Here is a 23,395-nt window from a genome sequence, read left to right on the forward strand (position 1 = left end):
TCATGCTGGCGATCGCGGTGCAGACGAACGAGACGCGGCACCTGAGGGTGTCGGCGGACGAACTGGCGGGGATGGTCCGGCGCATCGGTGCGCCGGACGACCGCTTCCTCGTCGTGGAGCGGATACCGGACCTGCCGGACGTGTACGTGCAGGTGTGGCACGCCGACGGGGAGGAGTACACGCTGGAGCACCGGGACGGCTCCGCCGAGCGGCACTTCGAGGTGCGGCTGGACGGGCCCGAGCCGGTGGTCGAGGCGATGACGGGCTGGGCGCGCGGTGCGGCGGGCTGGGACGAGGGCCTGGACTGGCGGCCGCTCGACCTGGGCCCGGCGCCGGAGCCGGTGCCGCCGATCGACCTGGAGGCGGGCGAGCGGATGGAGTTGGAGGAGCGGCTGCGGTTGACGCTGGCCTGCGGCTACACCGACCGTGCCGGGCTCGCCGAACAGGCCGAGGAGCACCTGGTCGCGGGCGACCGCCGCCCGCTCTCGCGCCCGCAGGCCGAGCAACTCGCCGACCGGCTCTGGCTGGAGCGGGTCGGCGAGCAGAGCGGCTGGATCGGCGAGACGGATCCGGAGCGCCTGACCCGGGCCTTCGCCGCCCTGGAGGCGGGTGGCATCACGGCCCGGGAGGACTTCGGCTGCTGCCGCTCCTGCGCGGACGCCGAGATCGCCGAGGCCGGCGCCCCCGAAGCGCGCGGCTTCGTCTACTTCCACGCCCAGTGCACCGAGTCCGCCGCCGCCGGCCACGGCCTGTCCCTGCTGTACGGCGGCTTCGACGGCTCCCGGGCGACCACTGTCGCGGTCGGGAAGGAAGTGGTCGCCGCCCTGACGGAGGCCGGCCTGCTGACGGTCTGGAACGGCGACCCGTCCCACGCGATCGAGATACGCCCGCTGCTGTGGCGCCGCCGCCTGGGCGCGTGAGACCGGGGGTGCGGCAGCCGGTGGGTGGTCAGGTGCACCGGTGGGTGGTCAGGTGCGTCGGCGGGTGGTCAGGTGCGTCGGCGGGTCCAGCGCCAGTGGTTGGTGAGGCCGAGGCCGGCGCCGAGGAGGACGGCGCCGACGGGGACGAGGGGGAGCCACAGGGTGGCGACGGCCGCGCACTCGACGAGCAGGCCGAGGGGGAGCAGCCAGCGGAACCAGGGCTCGCCGGGGAAGCGGCGGGCGTCCCAGACGGCGGCGGCGAGCACGGCCGTGGCGACCAGGACGCCGAGGACGGGGATGCCGTGGGGTGTCACGGTGAGCGCCAGGTGCATGTCCGTCAGCCTCTCCCGCCGGTGACCGGTGACCGGTGCCGCGGTCCGGCCCGTGGGACCGGACCGCGGCATCAGCCTCTCACGGCACCAGCACCCGCAGGGCGTCCTTGGCGACCGCGACGTCCACCGGGAGCGGGGCGATGAACTCCCCGTCGGCGTAGGCGGTGATGCCGGGGGACTCGATCCGCAGGGACTCGGTGCGCAGCGTGGTGACCTCCGGGTAGGTGACGTGGGTGCCCTTGAAGAGGGTCGGGAAGAAGCGGGCGATGCGCAGCCGGGGCATGGCGTCGACGAGGGTGAGGTCGAGCAGCCCGTCGTCGGGGAGGGCGGCGGGGCACATCAGCATGCCGCCGCCGTAGCTGCGGGTGTTGCCGACGGCGGCCAGGGTGAGGTCGCGTTCGATGACGGTGCCGTCGGCGAGGGTGATGCGGAACGGCAGCGGGCGCAGGTTGGCGAACTCGGCGAGGATGGCGAGGTTGTAGCGCATCCGGCCGCGCGGCCAGCGCAGCCGGTTGGCGCGGTCGCTGACCAGGGAGTCGAAGCCGGTGGCGAGGACGGAGCCGTACCAGCGGACGGCGCCGTCCGGGCCGGTGATCCGGCCGAGGTCGATGCCGCGGGTGCGTCCGGCGGCGATGACGTCGGCGGCGGCTTCGGGGGCGCCGAGCGGCAGGCCGTATTCGCGGGCGTGGTCGTTGCCGGTGCCGGCGGGTATCACGCCGAGCGGGACGGGGGTGCCGGCCAGGGCCTGGAGGGCGAGGTTGATCATGCCGTCGCCGCCGACGACGGCCACCGCGTCCACCCCGCCGGCCACGGCCTCGCGGGCGAGGCGGACGGCGTCCTCGGGGGAGCGCCCGGCGTGCGGTTCGACCTGGACGCCGAGGGCCCGCAGCCGGGCGGTGGCCCGGTGGGCGGCGGGTTCGGCATGGCCGGCGCCCGCCGCCGGGTTGGTGAGAACGGCGACCCTGCGGACGGTTCTCACCTCGTTCACGGGATCAACTTGCCCGGGTTGAGGATGCCCGCCGGGTCGAGTTCGGCCTTGACGGCGCGCAGGATGCGCACGCCGAGGTCGCCGATCTCCTCGGTCATCCAGGGCCGGTGGTCGGCGCCGACGGCGTGGTGGTGGCTGATGGTGCCGCCGGCGCCGAGGATGGCGTCCCCGGCGGCGCGCTTGGCGGCGCCCCAGCGGGTGAGCGGCTCCTCGCCGAGGGCGGCGACGACGGTGAAGTAGAGCGAGGCACCGGTCGGGTAGACGTGCGAGATGTGGCAGAGCACGAGGGAGCCGGGCAGGGCGCCGGTGAGCGCCTCGGTGACGGCGGTGCGCAGGGCCGGCAGGCGGCTCCAGCTCGTCGCGGTCTCCAGGGTCTCGCACAGCGCGCCCGCGCTGAGCAGCGAGTCGCGCAGGTAGGGGGCGTTGAACCGGCCGTGCTCCCAGGCCCGGGCGGGGACCTCGCCGAGCGAGGTGGCGCCGGTGGCGAGCAGGGTGTCGCGGGTGAGCTGCAGGCGGGCGGCGACCTGGGCGGCGGTGCCCTCGAAGACGGTGACGGCCAGGCAGCCGGTGACCGCCGGGGCGCCGCCGATCTGCTCGGTCATGGCCAGGTTGATCATGGTCTCGGCCTCGTCGGAGAGCCGGATCACGGTCGGGCCGGTGCCCTGCTGCTCGACGGCGCGCAGCGCGGCGGTGCCGGTGGCGAAGTCGGGGAAGCTCCACGCCTCGTACGCCTTGACGGCGGGCAGCGGGTGGACGCGCAGCCGGACGGCGGTGATCACGCCGAGGGTGCCTTCGGAGCCGAGGAAGAGCTGGCGCAGGTCGGGGCCGGCTGCGGAGGCGGGGGCGCGGCCGAGGTCGAGGATCCCGGCGGGGGTGACGACGCGCAGTCCGCGCACCATCTCGTCGAAGCGTCCGTACCCGGCGGAGTCCTGGCCGGAGGAGCGGGTGGCCGCGAAGCCGCCGATGGTCGCGTAGCGGAAGCTCTGCGGGTAGTGGCCGAGTTCCCAGCCGCGTTCGGCTAGCAGGGCCTCCGCGGCCGGGCCGGTGAGGCCGGCGCCGAGGACGGCTTCGCCGGAGGTCTCGTCGAGGTCGAGCAGCTGGTCGAAGCGGCGCAGGTCGAGGGAGACGACGGCGTCGAAGGCTCCGCGCTCGGGGTCGAGGCCGCCGACCACGCTGGTGCCGCCGCCGAACGGGACGACGGCGATGCGGCGTTCGGCGCACACCGCGAGGACGGCGGCGACCTCCTGCTCGCTGCCGGGCAGCACGACGGCGTCGGGGGCGTCCTGTGCCTCGCGGCTGCGGCGGCGCAGCAGGTCGGGGGTGGACTTGCCGCCGGCGCGCGGCAGCCGGTCGGCGTCGGCGGCGCTGACGTGGGCCTCGCCGACGGCGGCGGCGAGCGCCTCGATGTCCTCGGCGGAGATCCGGGACGGGCGCAGGACGACCTCGTCGGCGCCGGGCCCGGGGGCGGCGTCGCCGGTGACGCCGAGGGCGGCGGCGAGCAGTCCCTTGATGTCGGCGGACAGTTCCTTGGCCAGGGCCGGGTCGCCCCAGGCGTCCCACTTCATCGGGGGGAGCGGAAGTGCGGCGCCGGCCGGTCCCGCTTGCGTCTCAGGTGCCATGCGTTACAGTTTCACACATCATGTCAAGTAGTAACGCCGAGCCTCAGACGCCGCCCCCGGCCCCCGGGGAGCGCAGCACCGACGACGCGATCCTGGACGCCGCCGCCGACCTGATCGTCCATCTCGGCGTGCGCCGGACCCAGTTGTCCGAGATCGCCCGCCGCGCCGGGGTCAGCCGCCCGACCGTCTACCGCCGCTGGCCGGACGTCCGGGCGGTGATCGGCGCGCTGCTCACCCGGGAGATCCTGACCACCCTGGAGGGCGCCGGGCTGGACGTCCACGACCGGGAGACCCTCGTCGAGCGGGTCGTGGAGATCGCCGTCCGGCTGCGCGACCACCCGGTGCTCGGCGCACTGCTGCACTCCGACGACTCCGACCTGCTGCTCCTGTACGTCGTCGAGCGGCTCGGCGCCAGCCAGCGCGGCCTGCTGGAGGCGCTGCGCGCCGGCATCGAACACAGCCAGGCGCACGGCTCGATCCGGGCCGGCGAGCCGCTCGAACTGGCCGCCATGGTCCTGCTGATCGCCCAGTCCACAGTCCAGTCGCACCGCATGGTCGCCTCCCTGCTGCCCGAGGCGGCCTGGCGGCGCGAACTGGCCAGAGCACTGAACGGATACCTCGCGCCATGACCCCCACCGCAGGCCCGCACGCGGGCCCGTACGCGGGCACCGGCCGGCTCGACGCCGCCCGCCGCACGCTGGAACTCCAAGCGCTCGGCGACGACCCCCGGATCGACCTCCTGGTCGTCGGAGGCGGCGTCACCGGCGCCGGAGTGGCCCTGGACGCGGCCTCGCGCGGCCTGCGCACGGTGCTCGTCGAGGCCCGCGACCTCGCCTTCGGAACGAGCCGCTGGAGCTCCAAGCTGGTGCACGGCGGCCTGCGCTACCTCGCCTCCGGGCAGCTCAAGGTGGCCCGGGAGAGCGCCGTCGAGCGCGGCGTGCTGATGACCCGCACCGCCCCGCACCTGATCCGGGCGCTGCCCCAACTGGTGCCGCTGCTCCCCGACCTGCTGCGCCCGGGCCAGGCCGCGCTGATCCGCACGGGCTTCCACGCCGGGGACGCGCTGCGTCTGACGGCCGGCACCCCGGGCGCGCTGCTGCCCCGGGTGCGCCGGATCGACGCCGACCGGACCCGCCGGCTGGTGCCGGGCGTGCGGACGGACGGGCTGCGCGGCTCGCTGGTCGCCCACGACGGCCAACTCGTGGACGACGCCCGGCTGGTGGTCGCGCTGGCCCGGACCGCCGCGCAGTACGGGGCGACCGTGCTGACCAGGGTGCGCGCCGAGCAGGTCGACGGCACCTCGGCCCGGCTGGTCGACAACCTGACCGGGCGGGAGCTGGCCGTCCGGGCCGGCGCGGTGGTCAACGCCACCGGCGTCTGGGCGGGCGAGGTGGACACCTCGATCAAGCTCCGGCCCAGCCGGGGCACCCACCTGCTGGTGGACGCGGCGGCGCTCGGCCACCCGACCGCGGCCCTCACCGTGCCGGTGCCCGGCTCCACCAGCCGGTTCGTCTTCGCCCTGCCGCAGCAGCTCGGCCGGGTCGCGATCGGCCTGACCGACGAGGACGCCCCGGGTCCGATCCCGGACGAGCCGCAGCCCACCGAGGCCGAGCGCTCGTTCCTCCTGGACACCGTCAACGCCGCCCTCGCCACCGCCCTGACCGGCGCGGACGTGCGCGGCGCGTACGCCGGTCTGCGTCCGCTGATCGACACCGGGGACGGCAGCACCGCCGACATCTCCCGCGAGCACGCGGTGCTGGAGAGCCCGTCCGGGGTGATCACCGTGGTCGGCGGCAAGCTCACCACCTACCGCAGGATGGCCGAGGACGCGGTGGACACCGCCGTCCGGCTGCGCGGCCTGCCCGCCCGCGCCTGCTGGACGGCCCGGCTGCCGCTGATCGGCGCCCCCGGACACGGGGACAGCCGCCCGCTGCCCACCGGCGCGGGGGCCGCCGGCCAGGTGCCCGCCTCGCTGCTCGCCCGCCACGGCGGCGCGGCCCACGAGGTGCTGGCGGCAGGGGAGTTGACGCCGATCGCGGAGGGTCTGGACGTGACCCGCGCCGAGATCGCCCACGCCGTCAGCCACGAGGGCGCGCTGGACGCGGCCGACGTGCTCGACCGCCGTACCAGGATCGGGCTGGTCGCGCAGGACGCGGACCGGGCCCGGAAGGCGGTCGAGGAGATCGTCGCGGAGTGCCTCGGGGAGGTTCGGGGGAGCTGACGCGTCGGGTGCTCGACGAATCGGCGGTCGGCGCTTCGGTCGGCGCGCCGGGCGATTCGCCCGGCGGCCGACCGACCGGCGTGTCGGGCCGAGGCCCGGGGGAATGTCAGGCCGCGGCCCGGGGGAAGGGGGCGAGGTCCGGCTCCACCCAGGCGGTCCGGGCCTGCTCGGTCGCGAGCGTCCCCGGACGGTAGTGGCGGGCGAGCAGGTCCTTGTCGAGCAGGTCCGGGTGCAGGGCGGCGAACTGCTCGAAGCTCGTCGCGTCGTCGTCCGCGTGGAGGGCCACCAGCTCGACCCAGGCCCGGGTCATGGTGACGTGGAACTTCTGCGGCGCGCCGGCCTTGGTGGCGGTGCGCAGGATGCCCTCGCCGATCAGGTCGAGGGCGGCGGTGGCGCCGTGGCGGCGCACGGCGAGCCAGGTGAGCCGGACGTGCTGGCGGTGGCCGAAGCGCTCGGCGTCGGCCATCACCTCGCGCAGCAGCTCGTCGAAGGTGTCGGGGGTCGCGGGGGTCGCGGGGGTGGTCATGCGCAGGCCTTCGTCGTCTGAGTGGGGCTCGTGGGGCGCGGCTCGGGGCAGTCCGGCTCGTGGAGGCGGCTCGTCCGGGCCGACCCTGGATCGTACGGTTTTCCGATATTCAGGGGCAAACCACCCGAACGGGGTGTTTCAGCGCGCCGTGCGCTCGGGCATCGGGTGCTCGGTGCCGGACAGCTCCAGGACGCAGGCGAGCGGGTGCTCGGCCCGGCCGGTGCGGTCGAGCCGGACCGCGAGCGGCTTCGGCGGCTCCTCGGCGACCTGGGCGGCGAGGGTCAGCGGGTAGACGCCGTGCCCGTGGACGCGGTGGAAGGCGCACTCCTTGCCGTCGACCAGCAACTCGGTCTCGGTGATCCAGCCGGACCGGACGTTGACGGTCACCGAGTGCCCGCCCCGGTCGAGGTGGAAGCTGTACCGCTGGCGCATCGGGACCTCCGGCGACCGGGCCTGCGACGAGGGGAAACGGGGGAAGAGCCGACGAGGGGAAGCGGGGAAGAGTCGACGAGGGAAATCAACTGCCAGTCTAGAACGGGAGGTCGTTAGGGTGCTCGGCATGCGGAGCACAGCGGGTGGCCTGCGGCCGTACGGGCCGGACGAGGAGGTGGCCGAGGACGAGTACGTCCTCGGCCTGTACCGGGTGCCCGTCAAGGCGAGGACGGGACGCAAGGCCGGCCCGGCGCCGCAGCCCGGGCGCCTGGAGGCCTGGGCGGACGGCGGCGCGCTGCGGGCCGTCCTGCGCCGCCTGGGTGCGCGGACCCTGCCCACCCTCGCCCGCCACGAGCCCGACCTCGACTTCGCCGGCCGGATCCGGCAGCCGTCGACGGCCGCGCTGGTCCGGGAGATCGAGCAGGTGGACCTGGCCCGGCTCCCGGCCGCCGAGCGCGCGGTGCTGCGCCTGCTGCTGGACTGGGGCCGCCGGGCGACGGCCGAGAACGGCGCGCTGCGGATCGAGATCGACGCCGTGCAGTGACGGCGTGCCTTCACGGCGTGCGGTGACGCCGTGCAATGACGGCGCGCAATGGCGCCGCGACCTGCCCTGCGGCGGCTCCCGCGCACGGTTCCCGTGCGCGACCCGGAGAAAATCCCGGGGCGGGCCCGCCTCCAGACGGATTCTCGTGATCTCTACAGTGTTGTAGATTCGTCCACAGGGAGAGATCCGAGGAGGGCATTGTGGGAGTTTCGCTGGCCAAGGGCGGCAACGTCTCGCTCAGCAAGGAGGCGCCCGGTCTGAGCGCCGTGATCGTCGGTCTCGGCTGGGACGTGCGCACCACCACCGGGGCCGACTACGACCTGGACGCCAGCGCGCTGCTGTGCAACGCGCTGGGCAAGGTGGTCTCGGACCAGCACTTCGTCTTCTTCAACAACCTCCGCAGCCCCGATGGTTCGGTCGAGCACAGCGGCGACAACCTGACCGGCGGCGGGGACGGGGACGACGAGCAGATCAAGGTCGACCTGGACCGCGTCCCGGTCGACGTGGCCAAGGTGGTCTTCCCGGTGTCGATCTACGACGCCGACGCCCGGCTGCAGAACTTCGGCCAGGTGCGCAACGCGTTCATCCGGATCGTCAACCAGGCCAACGGCCTGGAGATCGCGCGCTACGACCTGACCGAGGACGCCTCGACCGAGACCGCGATGGTCTTCGGCGAGCTGTACCGCAACGGCGTGGAGTGGAAGTTCCGCGCCATCGGCCAGGGCTACGCCTCCGGCCTGCGCGGCATCGCGACCGACTACGGCGTGAACGTCTGACCGTCGTCGCCGCCGGCGGCGTCGTCACCGGTGCCGTCCGCGCCACCTTGGTGGACGTCACCACCGTCGACGTCGTCGACGCCCGTCCGCCCCACGCGGGTTGACGTGGTTTCGGCGGTCGCCGCGAGCGCTCGGCCGGTACGGTCGAGCGCGTGGCCGCCGAAACCCCCGCCGCCGGTGAACTGGTGCTGCCACCAGGCGGCCATGCCCGGCTCGTCCATCCCCGACCAGTCCGGCGCCCCGGTGACCTGGGCCCGGCCGAGGATGCGGCCCAGCTCCACCAACTCCCGCCCGGACTCCGTCCGTTCGCGGTCGTAGGCGGCCAGCAGGGCCGACCAGGAGCCGGCCTCGCGCCCCGCCAGTTCGAAGGCGTGGGCGTCCTGCATCGCCTTGACCGCGCCGCTGGTGTTGTGCGGGCGCACCACGGTGGCGGCGTCCCCGCCGATGAGCAGCCGGCCGGCCGTGCGGCGCGGGGCCGCCAGGTCGTAGATCGGCTGCAGGAAGGTCCGTTCGCGCGGGGTCAGGGTGACCAGGCCGGCCCAGTACGGCGGCAGGAACCGCTCGGCGAGCTGCCGCAGTTCGTCCAGCTGTCCGTCGAGGAGGCTGCCCGCCGGGATGCTGGTCGGGCCGTCCAGCCGCAGCCAGGCGGGCGTGGGGGCGTAGAAGACCCAGTTCACCTGGGTGCGGCCGGGTTCGACCCCGGGGATGCGGTAGATCACCACCTGGCCGCCGGGGTAGCAGGCGGTGATGCACTGCTCCTCGGGCCAGGGCGCCGCGCCGCCGGGCAGTTCGGCGAGCAGGGCGGCGTCGTAGCTGCCGCGCCAGCACACGTACCCGGCGTACTCGGGTTCGGCCCGGGGGCAGACGGCCGCGCGGACCACCGAGCGGTAGCCGTCGGCGCCGATCACCAGGTCGTACGTCTCGCGGCCGCCACCCGCTTCGGCCCAGGCGCCGTCGGGCCCGTTGCCGACGGCCGTCACGGTGGTGCCCAGCCGGAACTCGACCTGCCGGTGCGTCCGTTCGCGCAGCGCCTGCCAGAGCACGCCCCAGTGGTGGGAGTGGAAGGGGAAGGGCTGGGCCCAGAGCAGCCGACCGCAGTCGTCCGGTCCGTCGCCCTCGCCGGCCGCGCCCCGGGCGACCCAGCGGCGGACGGTGAGGCGGTGGCGGCGGGTGTCCGCGTCGAGGTGACCGGTCCGGACCAGTTCGTCGAAGCGGTCGTTGTGGGTGCACAGCCCCACGCCGCGGTCCTCCAGCCGGCCGGGGCTGCGTTCCAGCACCACCACGCGTTCCGCGCCGAGCCGGGCGGCGGCGCCGGCGAACGCGCTTCCGGCGATGCTGCCCCCGACCACGGCCACCGAGCCACCCCGCACGGCCGCTCCTCTCCCGAGCTCGTGTCGTCCCCGCGGTGCCGCGGCGATGTCCGGGACGCCGTTGCGTCGCCCCCGCGATGTCCGGGACACGACGATACGCCGCCGACCGGGTTCCGGCGGCGTGTTCGAGCCATCCGGAGGGCCGTCCGGAGGGGTCTCCGGGCGGTCGGTCGGGCGCCTCCGGCGGTCGTTCGCAGGGTGTCCGGAGGGGTGTCCGGAGGGTCCGCCCGGAGACTCCGTCCAGCCTTATGCAACTAGTTGCATACCCCGCCGCCCGTCCCCTACCCTGCGGTAACAACGACCCCCAGCCCGCGCCCCAGGAGACGTCGATGAGCGCCCACCCCGGCAGCAGCCGCTACCCGCACCTGCTCAGCCCGCTCGACCTCGGCTTCACCACTCTGCCCAACCGCGTGATCATGGGCTCCATGCACGTCGGCCTGGAGGAGGCCCCCGGAGGCTACGAGCGGATGGCCGCCTTCTACGCCGAACGGGCCCGCGGCGGCGTCGGCCTGATCGTCACCGGCGGCATCGCCCCCAACGAGGCCGGGCGCCCCTGGGAGGGCGGCGCGATGCTGACCACCGAGGAGGAGGCCGACAAGCACCGGACCGTCACCGACGCGGTGCACGCCGCCGGCGGCAGGATCGCCCTCCAGATCCTCCACTTCGGCCGCTACGCCTACCACCCCGACCTCGTCGCCCCCAGCGCGATCCAGGCCCCGATCAGCCCCTTCACGCCCAACGCGCTCACCGCCGAGCAGGTCGAGCAGACCATCGAGGACTTCGCCCGCTGCGCCGAACTCGCCCGCCGCGCCGGGTACGACGGCGTCGAGATCATGGGCTCCGAGGGCTACCTGATCAACGAGTTCGTCGTCGCCGCGACCAACCACCGCGAGGACGAGTGGGGCGGCCCGTACGAGCGGCGGATGCGCTTCCCGGTCGAGATCGTCCGCCGGGTCCGCGAACGGGTCGGCGAGGACTTCATCATCGTCTACCGCCTCTCCATGCTCGACCTGGTGCCCGGCGGATCCACCCTGGACGAGGTCGTGCAGCTCGCCCAGGCCGTCGAGGCCGCCGGGGCGACCATCATCAACAGCGGCATCGGCTGGCACGAGGCCCGCATCCCCACCATCGCCACCTCGGTGCCGCGTGGCGCCTTCGCCTGGGTCACGAAGAAGGTGATGGGCAAGGTCGGCATCCCGCTGGTCACCACCAACCGCATCAACACCCCCGAGATCGCCGAGCGCCTGCTCGCCGAGGGCAGCGCCGACCTGGTCTCGATGGCCCGCCCGCTGCTCGCCGACGCCGACTTCGTCGCCAAGGCCCGGGACGACCGCGCCGAGGCCATCAACACCTGCATCGGCTGCAACCAGGCCTGCCTCGACCACACCTTCAACCTCCAGATCACCTCCTGCCTGGTCAACCCCCGCGCCTGCCACGAGACCGAACTCGTCCTCGGCCCCACCCGACTGCGCAAGCGCATCGGCGTCGTCGGAGCCGGCCCGGCCGGCCTCGCCTTCGCCGTCTCCGCCGCCGAGCGCGGCCACGACGTCACCCTGTACGACGCCGCCGGGACGATCGGCGGGCAGCTGAACATCGCCCGGCGCATCCCCGGCAAGGAGGAGTTCGACGAGACGCTGCGCTACTTCCGCACCCGGCTGGCCGAGTTGGCCGTCACCCTGCGGCTCGGCGCGACCGTCACCGCCGAACAGCTGGCCGAGCAGGGCCACGACGAGATCGTCCTCGCCACCGGCGTCACCCCGCGAACTCCCGCCGACATCCCCGGAATCGACCACCCCAGCGTGCTCGGCTACCTCGACGTGCTGCGCGACGGCGCGACGGTCGGCGAGCGGGTCGCCATCCTCGGCGCGGGCGGCATCGGCTTCGACGTGGCCGAGTTCCTCACCGACCCGGGCGACGCGGCCAGCCTCAACCCGCCCGCGTTCCAGGCCAAGTGGGGCATCGACCCGGACTACCGCGAGCGCGGCGGCCTGCGCGCCCCGGAGCGGCCCGAGCCCCCGCGCAGCGTCCACCTGCTCCAGCGCAAGACCGGCAAGGTCGGCGCCGGTCTCGGCAAGACCACCGGCTGGATCCACCGCACCGAACTCAAGCACCGCGGCGTGGTGATGGTCCCCGGCGTCACCTACGACCTGATCGACGACGCCGGCCTGCACCTCACCGTCGACGGCGAGCGCCAACTGCTGCCCGTGGACACCGTCGTGCTCTGCACCGGCCAGGAGCCGCGCCGCGACCTGTACGAGGCGCTGCGCGAGCGCGGCCTGCCGGCGCACCTGATCGGCGGCGCCGACGTGGCCGCCGAACTGGACGCCAAGCGGGCCATCAAGCAGGGCACCGAACTGGCCGCCACCCTCTGACCCGGCCCGCACCCCGGCCGGCACGCCCCTGCACGCACTTCCGTACCCTCCGTGACCTCCGTGACCTCCGTGTCCGCCCGGGGCCGAGCCGGGCCCGCCGCCCGCGATCGGCCCCGTACGATCGACCCCATGTCGCTGCCGCACGCCATCCTCACCGCCCTGCTGGAGAAACCGTCCTCGGGGCTGGAGCTGACCAGGCGGTTCGACAAGTCGATCGGCTTCTTCTGGCCCGCCACCCACCAGCAGATCTACCGCGAACTGGGCCGGCTGGAGGCCTCCGGGCACATCCGGGCCCTCCAGCCGGAAGGGCCGGTGCGCGGACAGAAGAAGGAGTACGAGGTCCTGCCCGAGGGCCGCGCCGAACTCGCCCGCTGGACCGCCGAGGGCGCCGCGCCCCGCGCCGTCCGGGAGCCCCTGCTGCTGCGACTGCGGGCGGCCGCGGTGGTCGGCACGGACGGGCTGACGGCCGAGCTGGGGCGCCATCTCACCCTGCACCGCGAGCAGTTGGCCGACTACCGGGAAATCGAGCGGCGCGACTTCCCGGCCGAGCGGACGGACCCCGGGAACCGGCTCCAGCACGCGGTGCTGCGGGCCGGCATCGGACTGGAGACCTTCTGGGTGCAGTGGCTCGCCGAGACCCTCGAAGCCCTGGAGACCCTCGACGCCCTTCCGCCCGCCCCCTCCGCTCCGTCCGCCCACCCCGCTCCCTCGCCCCCCTCCGCTCCGTCCGCCGGCCCCGCGAACGGGTCCTGACCAGCGGATATCCCCGCCCGCGCGCCCCGTCCGGCCCCCGGTGGGACACTGGTGGCTGTCCCTGCCCGAACCCTCGACCGGGGGCCCGTATGACTTGTCCCAGGCCCATCCACGCCCTCGCCGCCGCGGCCGCAGCCGTGGCGGTCGCCCTGGGCCCGGCCACCCTGCCGGCATCGGCCGCACCCGCCCAGGACGCCCAGCAACTGCCCTCCGCCGACCAGCTGAAGTCGGCCCTGCTGACCGCCGCCGACCTCGGCCCCGGCTACACCGAGATCCCGGTGACGCAGAGCCCCAGCCCCGGCGCGAACCCGACCCCGGTGACGGGCTGCGCCGCGCTCAGCGCCCTGATCAACATGCGCGCCACCCAGACCGGCACCGACGTCCCGCACGCCGCGGTCGAACTCGACGGCCCGGACGGCAATCCGATGACCACCCAGGTCCTCGCCGCCGAGGCGCCCGACCGGCTCACCGCCGACTTCAACACCGCCGCCGACGCCCTGAAGACCTGCCACAGCATCACCTTCAACGGCGGCACCGACGACGAGGTCACCTTCACCGTCACCCCGGTCACCCTCGGCGACCGCAAGGACGCCCCCGCCGTCCACCTCGACGGCACCCTGGCCGGCGTCCAACTCAACGGCTACGTCGGCATCGAGCGCTTCGGAACGGTCGCCATGGCCTTCGGCTTCTTCGAACGCCAGGCCACCTCCGAGCAGGCCGCCTCCATGCAGTACCGCACCGCCGTCGCCAAGGTCGAACGCACCCTCGGCTCCCAGGCCGGCAACACCACCACCCCCACCGCCGCCCCCACCGAGGGCCAGCGCGTCTGACCCGCCCCCGCACACTGCGCACAACACCGCGGCCCCTTCCCGAACGTCCTGTACGTTCGGCGAGGGGCCGCCGTGGTCCACCGCCCAAGGAGGCGGCGGCTGCACGCGCCGGAGGCTCTGGTGGTCGAGGAGCCACGGAGAAGGGGGAAAAGACATGAGGTGCTTTCCGGTGAAACTCCGTACCGTTCTCGCAGGCCTGCTGTTCGGCGTCTGTGCCTGCACCGGGGTGCCCGGTGGACACGGTGCCGTGTCGGATGCGGTGGTTGCCTCCGGTGCAGCCGCGGCCGGGCCGTCCGCTGCTGCCGGCGGAGGCTCTCCGGAGCTGACGGTTCCGGAGGACTCCAGGCGGCAGATCCTGCGGCTGGCCGAGGAGAACGGGAACGCCCCGGCCGGTGGCGCGTTCACGGTCGTGCGGTACGACAGCGGCTACGGCCCGGAGTTGATCTGGCAGGCCGAGACTACCGGCGCCATCTGCTCGGCGTCGCCGAGGGTGGTTTCGCGTGGATGCGTTCCGCTCGCGGACATCGCTGCCAGGCCGCTTCCCGGAGTCGGAATCTTCATCGGTGCCAGCATGTACAACGGCCAGTGGTCGGTCATGCTGATGTCCAGTGGGGAGACGATCGATCAGATCTCCTGCCAAGGACGGAGCTTTCCGGCGCGGAAGGGGTACTCGATCACCGTCGACGGGGTACTCCGCACCGTCTACACGGTGTCGGTACCGCGAAGCCTCCAGGGCGAGTACCGGGTGGCAGTCCAGCGCGACGGCGCGGTTGCCGAGGATCGTGTGACGCTCGACATGGGGAACGTCGGCGACCGCGTGCAGTGCTGACCGGTCGGACCGTCCGCGGGACCCCGCTTCCTATGATGGGGCGGGGTTCACCGGGAACCGTGGTCCTTGGGGGGAACGGGGTGATCGGGTGATGACGGCTCTGGAGCCCGGACGGGAGCGAGCCCGCGGCGGGTTGTGCGTCCTGCCTGACTCCCTGCCGGGCATCTTGCCGCTGGCGACTGCGTGCACAGTGGGGAAGGCGCCTGACCCGGCTGTCATCGGGACCTGGTTTGAGGGAGGGGGGCGGAAGACATGGCTGCCGGAAAGTGGTTTCCGAGGTCGCGGGAGGGGGTGGTTCTGGTGGTGGGGCTCGTGCTGATCGCCGGAGCCACCGGCTATCTGAAGCTCAGGCCGGGTGGGCCGGAAGCCAAGGACTACGTGGGCCGCTGGGTCGCGCGCGACGAGGTGATCGAGCTGCGGGAGGGCGGGGCGCTCGGGGAGGTGCGGCTCGACGGCTACTTCTGTTTGAAGGAGCCCGTGGCGGGCGCCGAACCGCTCGGCGAGTACCAGGGAACCTGGAAGATCGGGAGCGTCGATGATGCCGGGACGGGGGTTTTCGTGACCCTGCGGAGCTATGACAGAGGGCGGGACTGCCAGATCTACCTGCAGGAAGAACACAACGGGCAGGTGGCTGCTCTGGCCGCACAGTCGCGGGGGAGTGAACAGCGATCGTTCTCAAGGGTGTAGTGCGTCGGGGCGGGAGCGGCCTGGCCGTCGCCGTGGCGTCGGTGTTGCCGTTGGCGGTGGGGTGTTCGGCCGGGCCCGACGAGAAGCCGCCGGTGGTCGGGACCTGGAAGTCGGGCATCGGGTCGATCCAGTTCCTGGAGGGCGGCAAGCTCGGGGAGGTGAGCCTGCTGCCTGCCGCATGCCGTGGGGAGAAGTCGTCCACGCCGGTGCAGTTCACCGGCACGTGGAAGCATGGCAAGTTGGAGGACGCCGGGACCGGAGCGTGGGCCACGTTGACGTCCGTCGCCGGCTATCCGACGTGCGAGAGGTACTTCCAGTACTTCACGTACGAGGGGCAGGAGCGGCTGCAGCTGACCGGGGTCTCGATCGCCGATGAGGCCTTCGTCCGGCAGTAGTCCACCAGCCGTCAGGGTGCAGTAGGACAAGCTCAGGGAGCGCTCCATCCGGCGAACGGATGGGGCGCTCCCGGTGCTTGCCCGTTGGCAGGGTGCTGTTGGGGGGCCGGGGAAAAGGAGAGGTGCTCCGAGTGGTTGCAGGTGGAGGCGGGGACCTCACCGGGGAGCCGTTCCTCCGGCGAGAGGGACATGCGATCGGCACCGTGGTGGAATGATCGGGTTCGTGGACCGCCCTCGTGTGAAGCAGCGCTCAAGGCCCCTGGCCGCGCTGGTCGTTCCGGCCCTGGCACTGATCACCGGCCTGCCGCTGGTGGCGTCCTGTACGGCGGCGGAGCCCCCGACGCCGACGCCGACGGTGCGGACGGACCTCGACCCGCTGAAGCGTCGCTTTCCGCAGTTGGGTTCGCTGTCCGGGGCCACGTGGGTCAGCCGGGTGTTGACCCAGAACTCCGTGGATTGGGTTCCCGGACCGACCGACGTGAGCCTGGACGGGGTGGCGCAGGTCGAGCCGGCGACGCTGGCGGCGATCACGTCGAGCGGAACGTGGGAGGAGACCGTCATCGAGTGCGGGGTCCCGGAGGAGATCGCCACTGAGGTGGGTGGCGCGACCGGATGGCTCCACAGCACGGCCTTCGACGAGTCGATCACCCGGACCCAGTATTCGGGGAGCTTCTACTTCGACAAGCAGACCGGCCGGGTCTACTTCTGCACGGTCAACCCGAAGGTGCGGACCGAGGGTTGAGCGGTCGCCCGGTCACGGCCGGGCGGCTGTGCCGAAGGGGTTGTCGATCACGTAGTGCCAGTGGCCGGCCGGGTCGCGGCGGGCGACGTCGGTGGCGGTGCCGGTGAGGTGGATGTCGGTGCCGTCGGGGGTGGTGCCGGTGATCTCCCAGTCGACGATGAGCAGGGCGATGTCGTCGGCGACGTAGGTGTGCCGGGGGCGGACGGTGATGGGCAGGCCGAGAGCGAGGAACTCGGCGTTGGCGCGGTGGAGTTCGTGGCCCGTGGTGGTGGCGCCGGGGGTGGGGACGAAGACCGCGCCGGGCTCGTAGACCCGGGCGAGCAGTTCCGGGCGGCCGGAGTTGAAGGCGGCGGCGAAGACGGCCGGGTGTTGTGCCGGGTCGGTGCTCGGGGGGAGGGTGGTGGGGTGAGTCATGCGAGCAGTGAAGACCGGCCCGGCGTGGGTCACCAAACGGGAAGTGACGGGTGGGGTGAGCGGGGCTGGGACGAGGAGCTGGTGCCGGACGGGCGCGGCCGCACCGCCCGCCCGGAGCCGGACTGCCCGGTGGAGGTGGCGCTCGCGGCGGTGGCCGGCCGGTGGACGACGCTGGTGCTGCGCGAGTTGATGCACGGCCCCGCCTCGTACGGGGAGCTGCGGGAGCGGCTGCCGGAGATCAGCTCGAAGGTGCTCGCGGAGCGCCTGCAGGCCCTGGGTGAGCGGGAATTGGTGGTGCGGGAGCGGCGGCGCGGGTTCCCGGTGCGGACCTCGTACCGGTTGACGCCGGCCGGGGAGGCGCTGCGGCCGCTGCTGGTGGAGCTGTACCGGACGGGTGTGGCGTTGGCGGGGCGCGGCTAGGGTCGGGCGGCCGCACCCCCGTGACGGCCGCCCGCCGCCGTGCCGGGCTTACGGCGCCCGCGGCCGTACGAGGTCCTACGGGTGGTGGACGACCTCGGGGAAGGCCTTCGACGGGCCGTCGAGCAGCTTGCCGCAGTGGCGGCCCCGCAGGTGGAGGTCGAAGAAGGCGCGCGGGTAGGCCTGCTGGATGAGGACGCCGCGGTCGGGGTCGAGGGTGCCGACCTGGGACTGGATCTGCTCCTCGGTCAGGCCGATCAGCCGGCCCGCCTGCGGGATCAGCGTCATGTTGTCGCCGTACGAGTTGTGCACGGCGCCGGTGGCCTGGACGTCGAGGCGCCAGCCGCGCAGGTGGCCCCAGAAGGTCGCGATGTAGGGGCTGGTCGCCCGGGTGTAGTTGGCGGTCATCATCATGAACGGACGGTCGATGTCGGTGGTGATGGCGGGGTTCGACTCCATTCGCCCGTCCAGGGTCAGCCCGGCGCGGATGCGCTGGTCGGCGACCATGGCGAGGCCGACGGCGGTGCCGCCCTTGGACCAGCCGAAGGCGCCGATGTTCCGGGCGTCGAGGCCGCCGAGCAGGCCGTTCGGCAGGGTGCGGCCGTCGACGTCGGGGTTGCGGCCGTTGGCGAGGTCGACGACGCGGTCGAGCAGGAAGAGCAGGTCGGCGGCGTAGTCCCTCGGGTACAGGCCCGGGGCGACGCCGTCCCGGGTGACGACGGTCCCGTCCGGGAATTCGGTGATGCCGTCGTGGGTGTGGTCGACGGTGACGACGGCGAAGCCGTGGCTGGCCAACTCCTGGACCACGATGGTGTGGTCGCCGCGGTGGCCGCCCGCGCCGTGCGAGTAGAGGATGACCGGCAGCGGCCGGCCGGCCCGGTGGACGGGTGCGCCCTGGTGGCCGGCGGTGATCGGGGCGAGCGAGACCGGGAGGGGGAAGCCGACGTCGTCGAGAAAGGCCTTGAGCGCGCCCTCGGTCATCCAGGGGGCGAGCGGGTAGGCGGCGGCGTCCGCGGTCCGGGCGGGGTACCAGACGGTGGCCATCAGCTCGCGGAACTTGCCGGGCCGGGCGTTCGGGTCCAGCCGGGACTCGTCGCGCAGGTGCAGCGGCACCATGCCGACCGGGAAGGGGCCGGTGGGCGCGGGCAGGGTGAGGCGGGAGGGGGAGGTGGCGCCGGAGGAGGGGGCGGGAGAGGAGGCCGGGGCGGCAGCGGGAGCGGCCGAGGCGGTGCGGGCGAGGCCCAGCGGCGCGACGGCGCCGAGGGCGAGCGCGGTGCCCAGCATGCGGCGGCGGGTCGGTCCGGTACGGCGTGCGGTCGGCGTGGTGTCCAGCGGCGTGGTGTCCATGCGTGGAACGCTGTCACGCGGGCCGGGTGGGCAACATCAGCCCGTCGATTGATCCTTCGTCACGTCGTATTGGCCCACGGGTTTACATCCCTGGGCTGATGCGGACGGCACCGACGGGCGCCAACGGGCGCCAACGGGCGCCAACGGGCGCCAACGAGCAGCAGCCGGCACCGGCAGGCGGTAGCGGCAGACGGCAACGCGGCGCCGCCGGGGCGACGCCGCGTTGCCGGCCATGACCACGGGTCGGGCGTTCCCGGCCCGCTTCGTACCGGATCCCGTGTGACTGCTCCCTGTTCCACCGGTCCGCGTGCGTCGGTGGAGGCGGAGCGGTCGCGGTGCGGAGAACGCGTCACATCGGGGCGCGGGTGGAACACGAATTCGTCAACTACCGCTTGTTCAGATGAAGTTCTTGTCGATCAGCATCTGCAGGACGTTGACGTGGAAGTCCGGGAAATCCATCGGCACGATGCCGAACCGGGCGCGCTGCTGGGTGCGGGCGTTCAGATACGGGTAGACCGTGCGGTCCATCAGGGCCTGCGAGCTGGTTTTCGGCCAGTAACCACCGGCGTAGGAGAGGAAGTTGACGAACATCTTCGAGTGGCCCGGGTTGAGGAAGGCCTTGTCGAACTGGGCGACGATGCGCCCGCCCTTCGTCCCCAGCGGGTCGAGGCCGCCGGTCTGCCAGAGGTCCTGGGTGTCGAACCAGCCGTTCTCGCCGCTGGACCAGTCGATCAGGCCCCACGGGTTGGCGAAGTCGGCGATCAGGACGACCTTCCCGCGGGCGGTGGCGAGCGTCGGCCACCCGTAGAAGTGGAACAGGCCGCGGTAGCCCAGGTCGTCGAAGTAGTGGTTGACCCGCCGCATGAACTCGGTGTCGTCGAGCGACTGGCCGCCGGCGCGCTCGTTGCGCAGGCGCATCAGGACGGTCTCGCCGGGGTGCGACTGGAGAAAGGTTCGGCACCGGTCGAGCACGTCCTGGAGCCGGATGTGCTGGTAGGCGTCGGAGTGGTAGATCCCGAGCTCGTCGGGCGCGCCCTGGAGGCCGTTGCAGCGGATGTCGAGGAAGCGGACCCCCTCGGCCAACTGCTGGGGGATTCCCCAGTTCTGGGTGTGCGACCACTCGGTGCCGTAGGCGGGGTTCTCGCAGCAGGAGTCGTGGGTGCCGGGGATGGTGAGGTCGAGCAGTGAGAGGTCGCCGCTCAGGCGGCTCATCCAGCTGTCCGTCGGCAGGCCGCGCGGGGTGGTGGCGCCGGCGGCCGCCCACGCGGCGCCCGGCTGGGCGATGCCCGTGACGGTGGCGGCGCCCAATCCCGCGCCCCACTTGAGTAGTTCACGACGTGCGATGCCCATGGTGCGGCTCCTTGGGGGTCCGGTCGCTGCGGTGCGCTGCGGTGTGGCGCAGTGCGGTCGGTGGTGCGGTGCGGTCGGTCGTGCGAGGGGCGTTGTCATCCTGGAGTACGCGGGCACGGCTTTGACAGGTCCGTGACGCCGAAATTCGGGGCTGTGTGTCGTCGGGCCCACGTGCTTTCGGGTCCACGCGTGTTCGTGCCCGGGAACCGCGCGGGGCTCCGGAGGCGTGTGCGTCCGGGAACGTGGGCGTGGGCGAGGGGGACCGGCGGGGATGACGGCATCGGTGGAGCGCAACAGGTCGCACGGCTGCGGGTGGTACGCCGCCGGACCGCTGCTCGCGGCGGCGGTCACCGTCCTGGGGGCGCTGCTGGTCGCGCGCAGGTGGGCGGACTGCCCGCGGGGGATGGACGTGCCGACCCGGGTGTCGATGGCGCTGAGCCTGCCGGTCGGCTGGATCGGAATGACCGTGCTGCTGGTCCTCCTGCAGGCCGTCCTGGTGGCCGTGCTGCCCGAGGGCACCGAGCCGGAGGTGAAGTGGGTCGTGCTGGTGGTGGCGGCCGTGCTGCTGTTCCTGCTGTACGTCTTCGGGATGGGCTCCCCGGACACGGGGCCTGGCGGCTCCTGCTACCGCGGCTAGCGGACCGGCCCCGGCCCGGGGGCCCGCGCCACCGGGACCCCTCGGCGGGGTGAAGATCGAAATGCGCGGACGGCCGCCGCCCGCCACGGTGGGACCGTGGCTGCGATCGTCGTCCTCTTCGAACTGGCCCCGGACCAGGCCCTCGGACCCGAGGGCGTCGGCCCGGGCGTGGTCGCGGTGCACGCCGCCGGCCAGGATCCGGACGTCCCGGAGGACCCGCAGGCGCGCACTCTCTGCGGGCTGGACACCGCCCCGATGGAGCACGCCCACTACCGTCCCGCCCGGCCGGGTGAGCCGTGGTACCCGCCCGAGCTGGAGCAGCAGCGGTGCCGGCTCTGCGAGGCGGCGCTGCACCGGCTCTGAGCGAAGGGCCGGGGGCATCGGAGCGCCGCAGTGCCGGACGGCCGGAGCGCCGGAGCGCCGGGGCACCGGAGTACCGGAGTACCGGAGTCAGAGCCACCAGCGGACGAAGGTGACGGCGCCGAGCACCGCGAAGCCCAGGAGCACCAGCCCGGTGAGGACGAGACCGGTCCGGGTCGAGGTGCGCCCAGCGGCCCGCCTCGGCCGGCTCGCCGTACAGGTGGTAGACCTCGGCCAGCCGCCGCCTCACCGTGAGCTCCGCCGGGTACGAGGCCGCCAGGCCGCGCTGGCGCAGCCGGGTGACGGGTATGCGGCCGGCGTGAAGGTCCGCGTCGACCTTCGCCAGGGTGGTCTCAACCCCGGCGGCCGGTCGGCGCCACCGGTGGGCGCCGCCGGTCAGCGTGGCCGGTGGGCGACCGCGGCGAACATCGCCACCGACAGGTGGAACGTCCCGTGTTCGGCGGCCGCGTCGAGGTCGGTGTAGAGCCGGTCGCGCTGCTCCTCGGTGATCAGGCCCCGGCCGACGGCCGCCGCGCCGATCCCGCGGACGATCGGCCGGGTGACCGTGCGGGAGTCGTGCAGCAGGACGTCGGCGCCGAGGTGGTCGACGGCCAGTCCGGCCTCGACCAGCAGGCCCGCGAGGCGGCGCCCGGCGTCCGGGGTGGCGGCGGTGCCCTCGGCGACGGCCGCCAGGGCGGGGCGGATCTCCGGGGCGGCCGGATGGAGCACGAAGGTGGCCCAGTCGGTGTCCAGCAGCGCGATCCGGCCGCCCGGACGCAGCACCCGGGCCATCTCGGCGACGGCCTTCGCCGGATCGGGGAGGTGCTGGAGGACGCGCTCGCACCAGACCACGTCCAAGTCCCCGTCGGGCAGCGGCAGGTCGAGCGCGTCGCCGTCCAGGAAGCGGGCCGCGCTGCCGGCCTCGGCGGCGCGCTGCTCGGCGACGGCCCGGAGCCCGGGGTTGGGTTCGAGGCCGATCGCGGTGCCGGTGGCGCGGTCCGTCGCCCCGGCCCCCGGGGCGGCCGCGGCCGCGAGCACCTGGGTCTCCGACCCGGTGCCGGCGCCGACGTCCAGCGCGCGCTCCCCGGGGCGTACGGCGAGCTGTGCGTGCGCCCACGCGCGCAGCCGCCGCACCCCGGGGTTGGCCGCCTGGGCGTCCAGTACGGCGATGAGCCGGTCGGTGACGGCCGGGTCGGTGTTGGCGGCGTTGAAGGACGAGGTGGGGTGCGGGTCGCTCATGGCCGCCACCCTAAAGGAATGTGACGATCCATCAGTGATCACCCCACTGTGATCTCGCGGATCAGTGCAAGGTGTTCACGGCGGCCCGGACGGTCTCCTCGAAGGCGGGGACGGTCTCCTCGAAGGCGGGACGTCGGGCCGGGTCCGGTTGCTCTCCCACTCGACGATGGCGACGGTGCTGCCGTCCTGTCCCACGCCGAATGGAGAGTCGCGGTAGCCCGGGGCGCGGGCCGTCAGAGCTCCGGGAGCGCCTCCCCGGTCTGCGGCTCGCGGCCCTCGGCGAGCCAGAACAGGTAGCCGCGCAGGTAGGCCTCCAGCCCGTCGTCCAGGTAGGCGGCGTACTGCCGCAGGGCCTCCGGCTCGTTCCGGCCGTCGTCGCCCAGTTCCAGCTCGCCCGTGATCCAGGCCCGCACCTCGTCCCGGCGCGACCACCAGTCGCGCACCGCCTGCGGGGTCCAGTGCCGGTCGCCGTCCCAGGCGTAGCCGCCCAGCGGCTCGCCGTGGGCGATCTCCACCAGGGCGGCCACCTCGCGGGGGTTGGCGGGCTGGCGGTGGACGAACTCGCAGTGCTCGTCGCCCGAGAGCACGTGCTCGGGGAGGTAGTACGGGCCGTTCAGCCCGCTGTCGGTCTCGCCGGCGTAGAACGGGCCCGGCACGTTCAGCCGGCTGCGCTGCCCCCAGCGGCCGTCGCCCACGGAACCGGTCATCTCCCGCGCGGCCGGCAGCGGGTCCCAGTAGGCCCGCTCCTGCCACGGCCCTTCCACGGGGTGGCGGAGCAGCCGCCCGCGCATCCGTGCGGCGGCCTGCCGCAACTCCGCCTCGTGCGAGAACGGTACGGCCCGTCGGCTGCCCCGCGCCCGGTCCAGGAGCCGGGCCCATCGGCCGACCAGCCCGCCCACCTGCGTCTTTCCCATGCGGCTCACCCTAGACGGGTAGATCCGAAGGTCCGACCCCCCAAAGGGTCGAGGTGTCCAGGATCAGCTTGTGACGACCGGGCTGAACACCCTCGACGCGTCTGTCCGGCGGTGGCACGGGCCCCGCTGGACGGACACGGTGCGGATCACCGGGGCATGCCTCCGTGCGGGCTGTTGGCCACCGGCGGCAGAGACCCTTCGGCGAGGTGGAAGTGCCCGGGGGAGTGGTCGATGTGAAGGTGGCCGCCGTCGTCGGCGGAAGCCGTGCCGCGGGGCGTCGCGGACGTACTGGCGGAAGTCCGACGCGCGGAAGCCCCGGGTCGAAGGACGTGGACCCGGGAGGCGGGGGGGGGGGGCGGAATGGGGGACCGCCCCCCCCCT

At 73.7% G+C, this 23,395-nt stretch carries 26 protein-coding genes and 1 pseudogene; 15 read left to right on the top strand and 12 right to left on the bottom strand.

Annotated elements, in window-relative coordinates; all coding sequences use genetic code 11:
* Positions 1-2: 2 nt before the first annotated feature.
* Positions 3-920 carry a DUF6891 domain-containing protein gene (locus tag ACFVGO_RS33115; protein WP_380635784.1) on the top strand — a complete coding sequence of 306 codons (918 nt, stop codon included), beginning with the start codon at positions 3-5 and terminating at the stop codon, positions 918-920.
* Between the two features lie 68 nt (positions 921-988).
* Here ACFVGO_RS33115 and ACFVGO_RS33120 read toward each other — a convergent pair whose 3' ends face one another.
* The 3 genes from ACFVGO_RS33120 to ACFVGO_RS33130 form a co-directional block, all read right to left on the bottom strand.
* Positions 989-1,252 (bottom strand): hypothetical protein, encoded by a 264-nt coding sequence (locus tag ACFVGO_RS33120; protein WP_359897647.1) that lies wholly within the window; start codon positions 1,250-1,252, stop codon positions 989-991.
* A gap of 79 nt (positions 1,253-1,331) precedes the next feature.
* Positions 1,332-2,240, bottom strand: a complete 909-nt coding sequence (locus ACFVGO_RS33125; protein WP_359897648.1) for a diacylglycerol kinase — start codon at positions 2,238-2,240, stop codon at positions 1,332-1,334.
* The gene (locus tag ACFVGO_RS33130) at positions 2,237-3,859 is read right to left on the bottom strand and encodes an FAD-binding oxidoreductase (RefSeq protein ID WP_380635787.1); all 1,623 of its coding nucleotides are present in this window, start codon (positions 3,857-3,859) and stop codon (positions 2,237-2,239) included. The genes ACFVGO_RS33125 and ACFVGO_RS33130 overlap by 4 nt, the downstream gene beginning before the upstream one ends.
* Positions 3,860-3,879: 20 nt before the next feature.
* Between ACFVGO_RS33130 and ACFVGO_RS33135 the strand changes: the two genes are divergently transcribed.
* A complete protein-coding gene (locus ACFVGO_RS33135; RefSeq protein ID WP_380635789.1) occupies positions 3,880-4,488 on the top strand; it encodes a TetR/AcrR family transcriptional regulator in 609 nt (202 codons plus the stop codon).
* The gene (locus ACFVGO_RS33140) at positions 4,485-6,080 is read left to right on the top strand and encodes a glycerol-3-phosphate dehydrogenase/oxidase (protein WP_380635791.1); all 1,596 of its coding nucleotides are present in this window, start codon (positions 4,485-4,487) and stop codon (positions 6,078-6,080) included. The genes ACFVGO_RS33135 and ACFVGO_RS33140 overlap by 4 nt, the downstream gene beginning before the upstream one ends.
* 106 nt (positions 6,081-6,186) lie before the next feature.
* On the opposite strand, the gene ACFVGO_RS33145 is transcribed toward ACFVGO_RS33140, so the two are convergent.
* Together ACFVGO_RS33145 and ACFVGO_RS33150 are read right to left on the bottom strand one after the other, a co-directional pair.
* Positions 6,187-6,606 (bottom strand): hypothetical protein, encoded by a 420-nt coding sequence (locus ACFVGO_RS33145; protein WP_380635793.1) that lies wholly within the window; start codon positions 6,604-6,606, stop codon positions 6,187-6,189.
* A gap of 138 nt (positions 6,607-6,744) precedes the next feature.
* Positions 6,745-7,038 carry a hypothetical protein gene (locus tag ACFVGO_RS33150; protein WP_359897653.1) on the bottom strand — a complete coding sequence of 98 codons (294 nt, stop codon included), beginning with the start codon at positions 7,036-7,038 and terminating at the stop codon, positions 6,745-6,747.
* 127 nt (positions 7,039-7,165) lie between these two features.
* Between ACFVGO_RS33150 and ACFVGO_RS33155 the strand changes: the two genes are divergently transcribed.
* The gene (locus ACFVGO_RS33155) at positions 7,166-7,582 is read left to right on the top strand and encodes a hypothetical protein (protein ID WP_359897654.1); all 417 of its coding nucleotides are present in this window, start codon (positions 7,166-7,168) and stop codon (positions 7,580-7,582) included.
* A 200-nt stretch (positions 7,583-7,782) separates the two neighbouring features.
* The gene (locus tag ACFVGO_RS33160; protein ID WP_359897655.1) at positions 7,783-8,358 is read left to right on the top strand and encodes a TerD family protein; all 576 of its coding nucleotides are present in this window, start codon (positions 7,783-7,785) and stop codon (positions 8,356-8,358) included.
* Here the strand turns inward: ACFVGO_RS33160 and ACFVGO_RS33165 are convergent.
* Positions 8,340-9,728 carry an FAD-dependent monooxygenase gene (locus tag ACFVGO_RS33165; protein ID WP_380635796.1) on the bottom strand — a complete coding sequence of 463 codons (1,389 nt, stop codon included), beginning with the start codon at positions 9,726-9,728 and terminating at the stop codon, positions 8,340-8,342. The two genes, ACFVGO_RS33160 and ACFVGO_RS33165, sit on opposite strands and share 19 nt — an antisense overlap.
* Before the next feature lie 329 nt (positions 9,729-10,057).
* Here ACFVGO_RS33165 and ACFVGO_RS33170 point away from each other — a divergent pair, with 329 nt between their 5' ends.
* From ACFVGO_RS33170 to ACFVGO_RS33200, 7 genes are all read left to right on the top strand, one after another.
* Complete coding sequence (locus ACFVGO_RS33170; RefSeq protein ID WP_380635798.1) at positions 10,058-12,100, top strand: FAD-dependent oxidoreductase; 2,043 nt, start codon at positions 10,058-10,060, stop codon at positions 12,098-12,100.
* 129 nt (positions 12,101-12,229) lie between these two features.
* Positions 12,230-12,853 (top strand): PadR family transcriptional regulator, encoded by a 624-nt coding sequence (locus ACFVGO_RS33175; protein WP_380635800.1) that lies wholly within the window; start codon positions 12,230-12,232, stop codon positions 12,851-12,853.
* A gap of 89 nt (positions 12,854-12,942) precedes the next feature.
* A complete protein-coding gene (locus ACFVGO_RS33180; RefSeq protein ID WP_380635802.1) occupies positions 12,943-13,683 on the top strand; it encodes a hypothetical protein in 741 nt (246 codons plus the stop codon).
* 169 nt (positions 13,684-13,852) lie between these two features.
* The gene (locus ACFVGO_RS33185; protein WP_380352832.1) at positions 13,853-14,512 is read left to right on the top strand and encodes a hypothetical protein; all 660 of its coding nucleotides are present in this window, start codon (positions 13,853-13,855) and stop codon (positions 14,510-14,512) included.
* Between the two features lie 252 nt (positions 14,513-14,764).
* Positions 14,765-15,199: a hypothetical protein gene (locus tag ACFVGO_RS33190; RefSeq protein ID WP_380352831.1), complete on the top strand. Its 435-nt coding sequence runs from the start codon at positions 14,765-14,767 to the stop codon at positions 15,197-15,199.
* A gap of 92 nt (positions 15,200-15,291) precedes the next feature.
* Positions 15,292-15,594 (top strand): hypothetical protein, encoded by a 303-nt coding sequence (locus ACFVGO_RS33195; protein WP_380635805.1) that lies wholly within the window; start codon positions 15,292-15,294, stop codon positions 15,592-15,594.
* 223 nt (positions 15,595-15,817) lie between these two features.
* Positions 15,818-16,336: a hypothetical protein gene (locus ACFVGO_RS33200; protein ID WP_359897665.1), complete on the top strand. Its 519-nt coding sequence runs from the start codon at positions 15,818-15,820 to the stop codon at positions 16,334-16,336.
* A gap of 12 nt (positions 16,337-16,348) precedes the next feature.
* On the opposite strand, the gene ACFVGO_RS33205 is transcribed toward ACFVGO_RS33200, so the two are convergent.
* A complete protein-coding gene (locus ACFVGO_RS33205) occupies positions 16,349-16,750 on the bottom strand; it encodes a DUF4440 domain-containing protein (protein WP_359897667.1) in 402 nt (133 codons plus the stop codon).
* 24 nt (positions 16,751-16,774) lie between these two features.
* Here ACFVGO_RS33205 and ACFVGO_RS33210 point away from each other — a divergent pair, with 24 nt between their 5' ends.
* Positions 16,775-17,170 (top strand): winged helix-turn-helix transcriptional regulator, encoded by a 396-nt coding sequence (locus tag ACFVGO_RS33210; protein WP_380352828.1) that lies wholly within the window; start codon positions 16,775-16,777, stop codon positions 17,168-17,170.
* Positions 17,171-17,245: 75 nt separating this feature from the next.
* Here ACFVGO_RS33210 and ACFVGO_RS33215 read toward each other — a convergent pair whose 3' ends face one another.
* Positions 17,246-18,514 (bottom strand): alpha/beta hydrolase family protein, encoded by a 1,269-nt coding sequence (locus ACFVGO_RS33215; RefSeq protein WP_380635808.1) that lies wholly within the window; start codon positions 18,512-18,514, stop codon positions 17,246-17,248.
* 396 nt (positions 18,515-18,910) lie between these two features.
* Complete coding sequence (locus tag ACFVGO_RS33220) at positions 18,911-19,864, bottom strand: phosphatidylinositol-specific phospholipase C (protein WP_380635810.1); 954 nt, start codon at positions 19,862-19,864, stop codon at positions 18,911-18,913.
* Positions 19,865-20,135: 271 nt separating this feature from the next.
* Between ACFVGO_RS33220 and ACFVGO_RS33225 the strand changes: the two genes are divergently transcribed.
* Positions 20,136-20,501, top strand: coding sequence for a hypothetical protein (locus ACFVGO_RS33225; RefSeq protein ID WP_380635812.1), 366 nt, complete (start codon positions 20,136-20,138; stop codon positions 20,499-20,501).
* A gap of 96 nt (positions 20,502-20,597) precedes the next feature.
* Entirely contained in the window at positions 20,598-20,864 is a 267-nt protein-coding gene (locus ACFVGO_RS33230) for a hypothetical protein (protein WP_053111985.1), read from the top strand.
* Between the two features lie 217 nt (positions 20,865-21,081).
* Here the strand turns inward: ACFVGO_RS33230 and ACFVGO_RS33235 are convergent.
* The 3 genes and pseudogenes from ACFVGO_RS33235 to ACFVGO_RS33245 all read right to left on the bottom strand — a co-directional run.
* Positions 21,082-21,261 (bottom strand): annotated as a pseudogene (locus ACFVGO_RS33235) (DUF6584 family protein); the annotation flags it as partial.
* The gene (locus ACFVGO_RS33240; protein WP_380635814.1) at positions 21,258-22,100 is read right to left on the bottom strand and encodes a methyltransferase domain-containing protein; all 843 of its coding nucleotides are present in this window, start codon (positions 22,098-22,100) and stop codon (positions 21,258-21,260) included. The gene ACFVGO_RS33240 and the pseudogene ACFVGO_RS33235, both read right to left, overlap by 4 nt.
* 233 nt (positions 22,101-22,333) lie before the next feature.
* A complete protein-coding gene (locus tag ACFVGO_RS33245) occupies positions 22,334-23,014 on the bottom strand; it encodes a ferredoxin (RefSeq protein ID WP_380635816.1) in 681 nt (226 codons plus the stop codon).
* Positions 23,015-23,395 lie beyond the last annotated feature (381 nt).

This window comes from Kitasatospora sp. NPDC057738 (genome assembly GCF_042798815.1).
Taxonomy (GTDB): domain Bacteria; phylum Actinomycetota; class Actinomycetes; order Streptomycetales; family Streptomycetaceae; genus Kitasatospora; species Kitasatospora lactacystinica.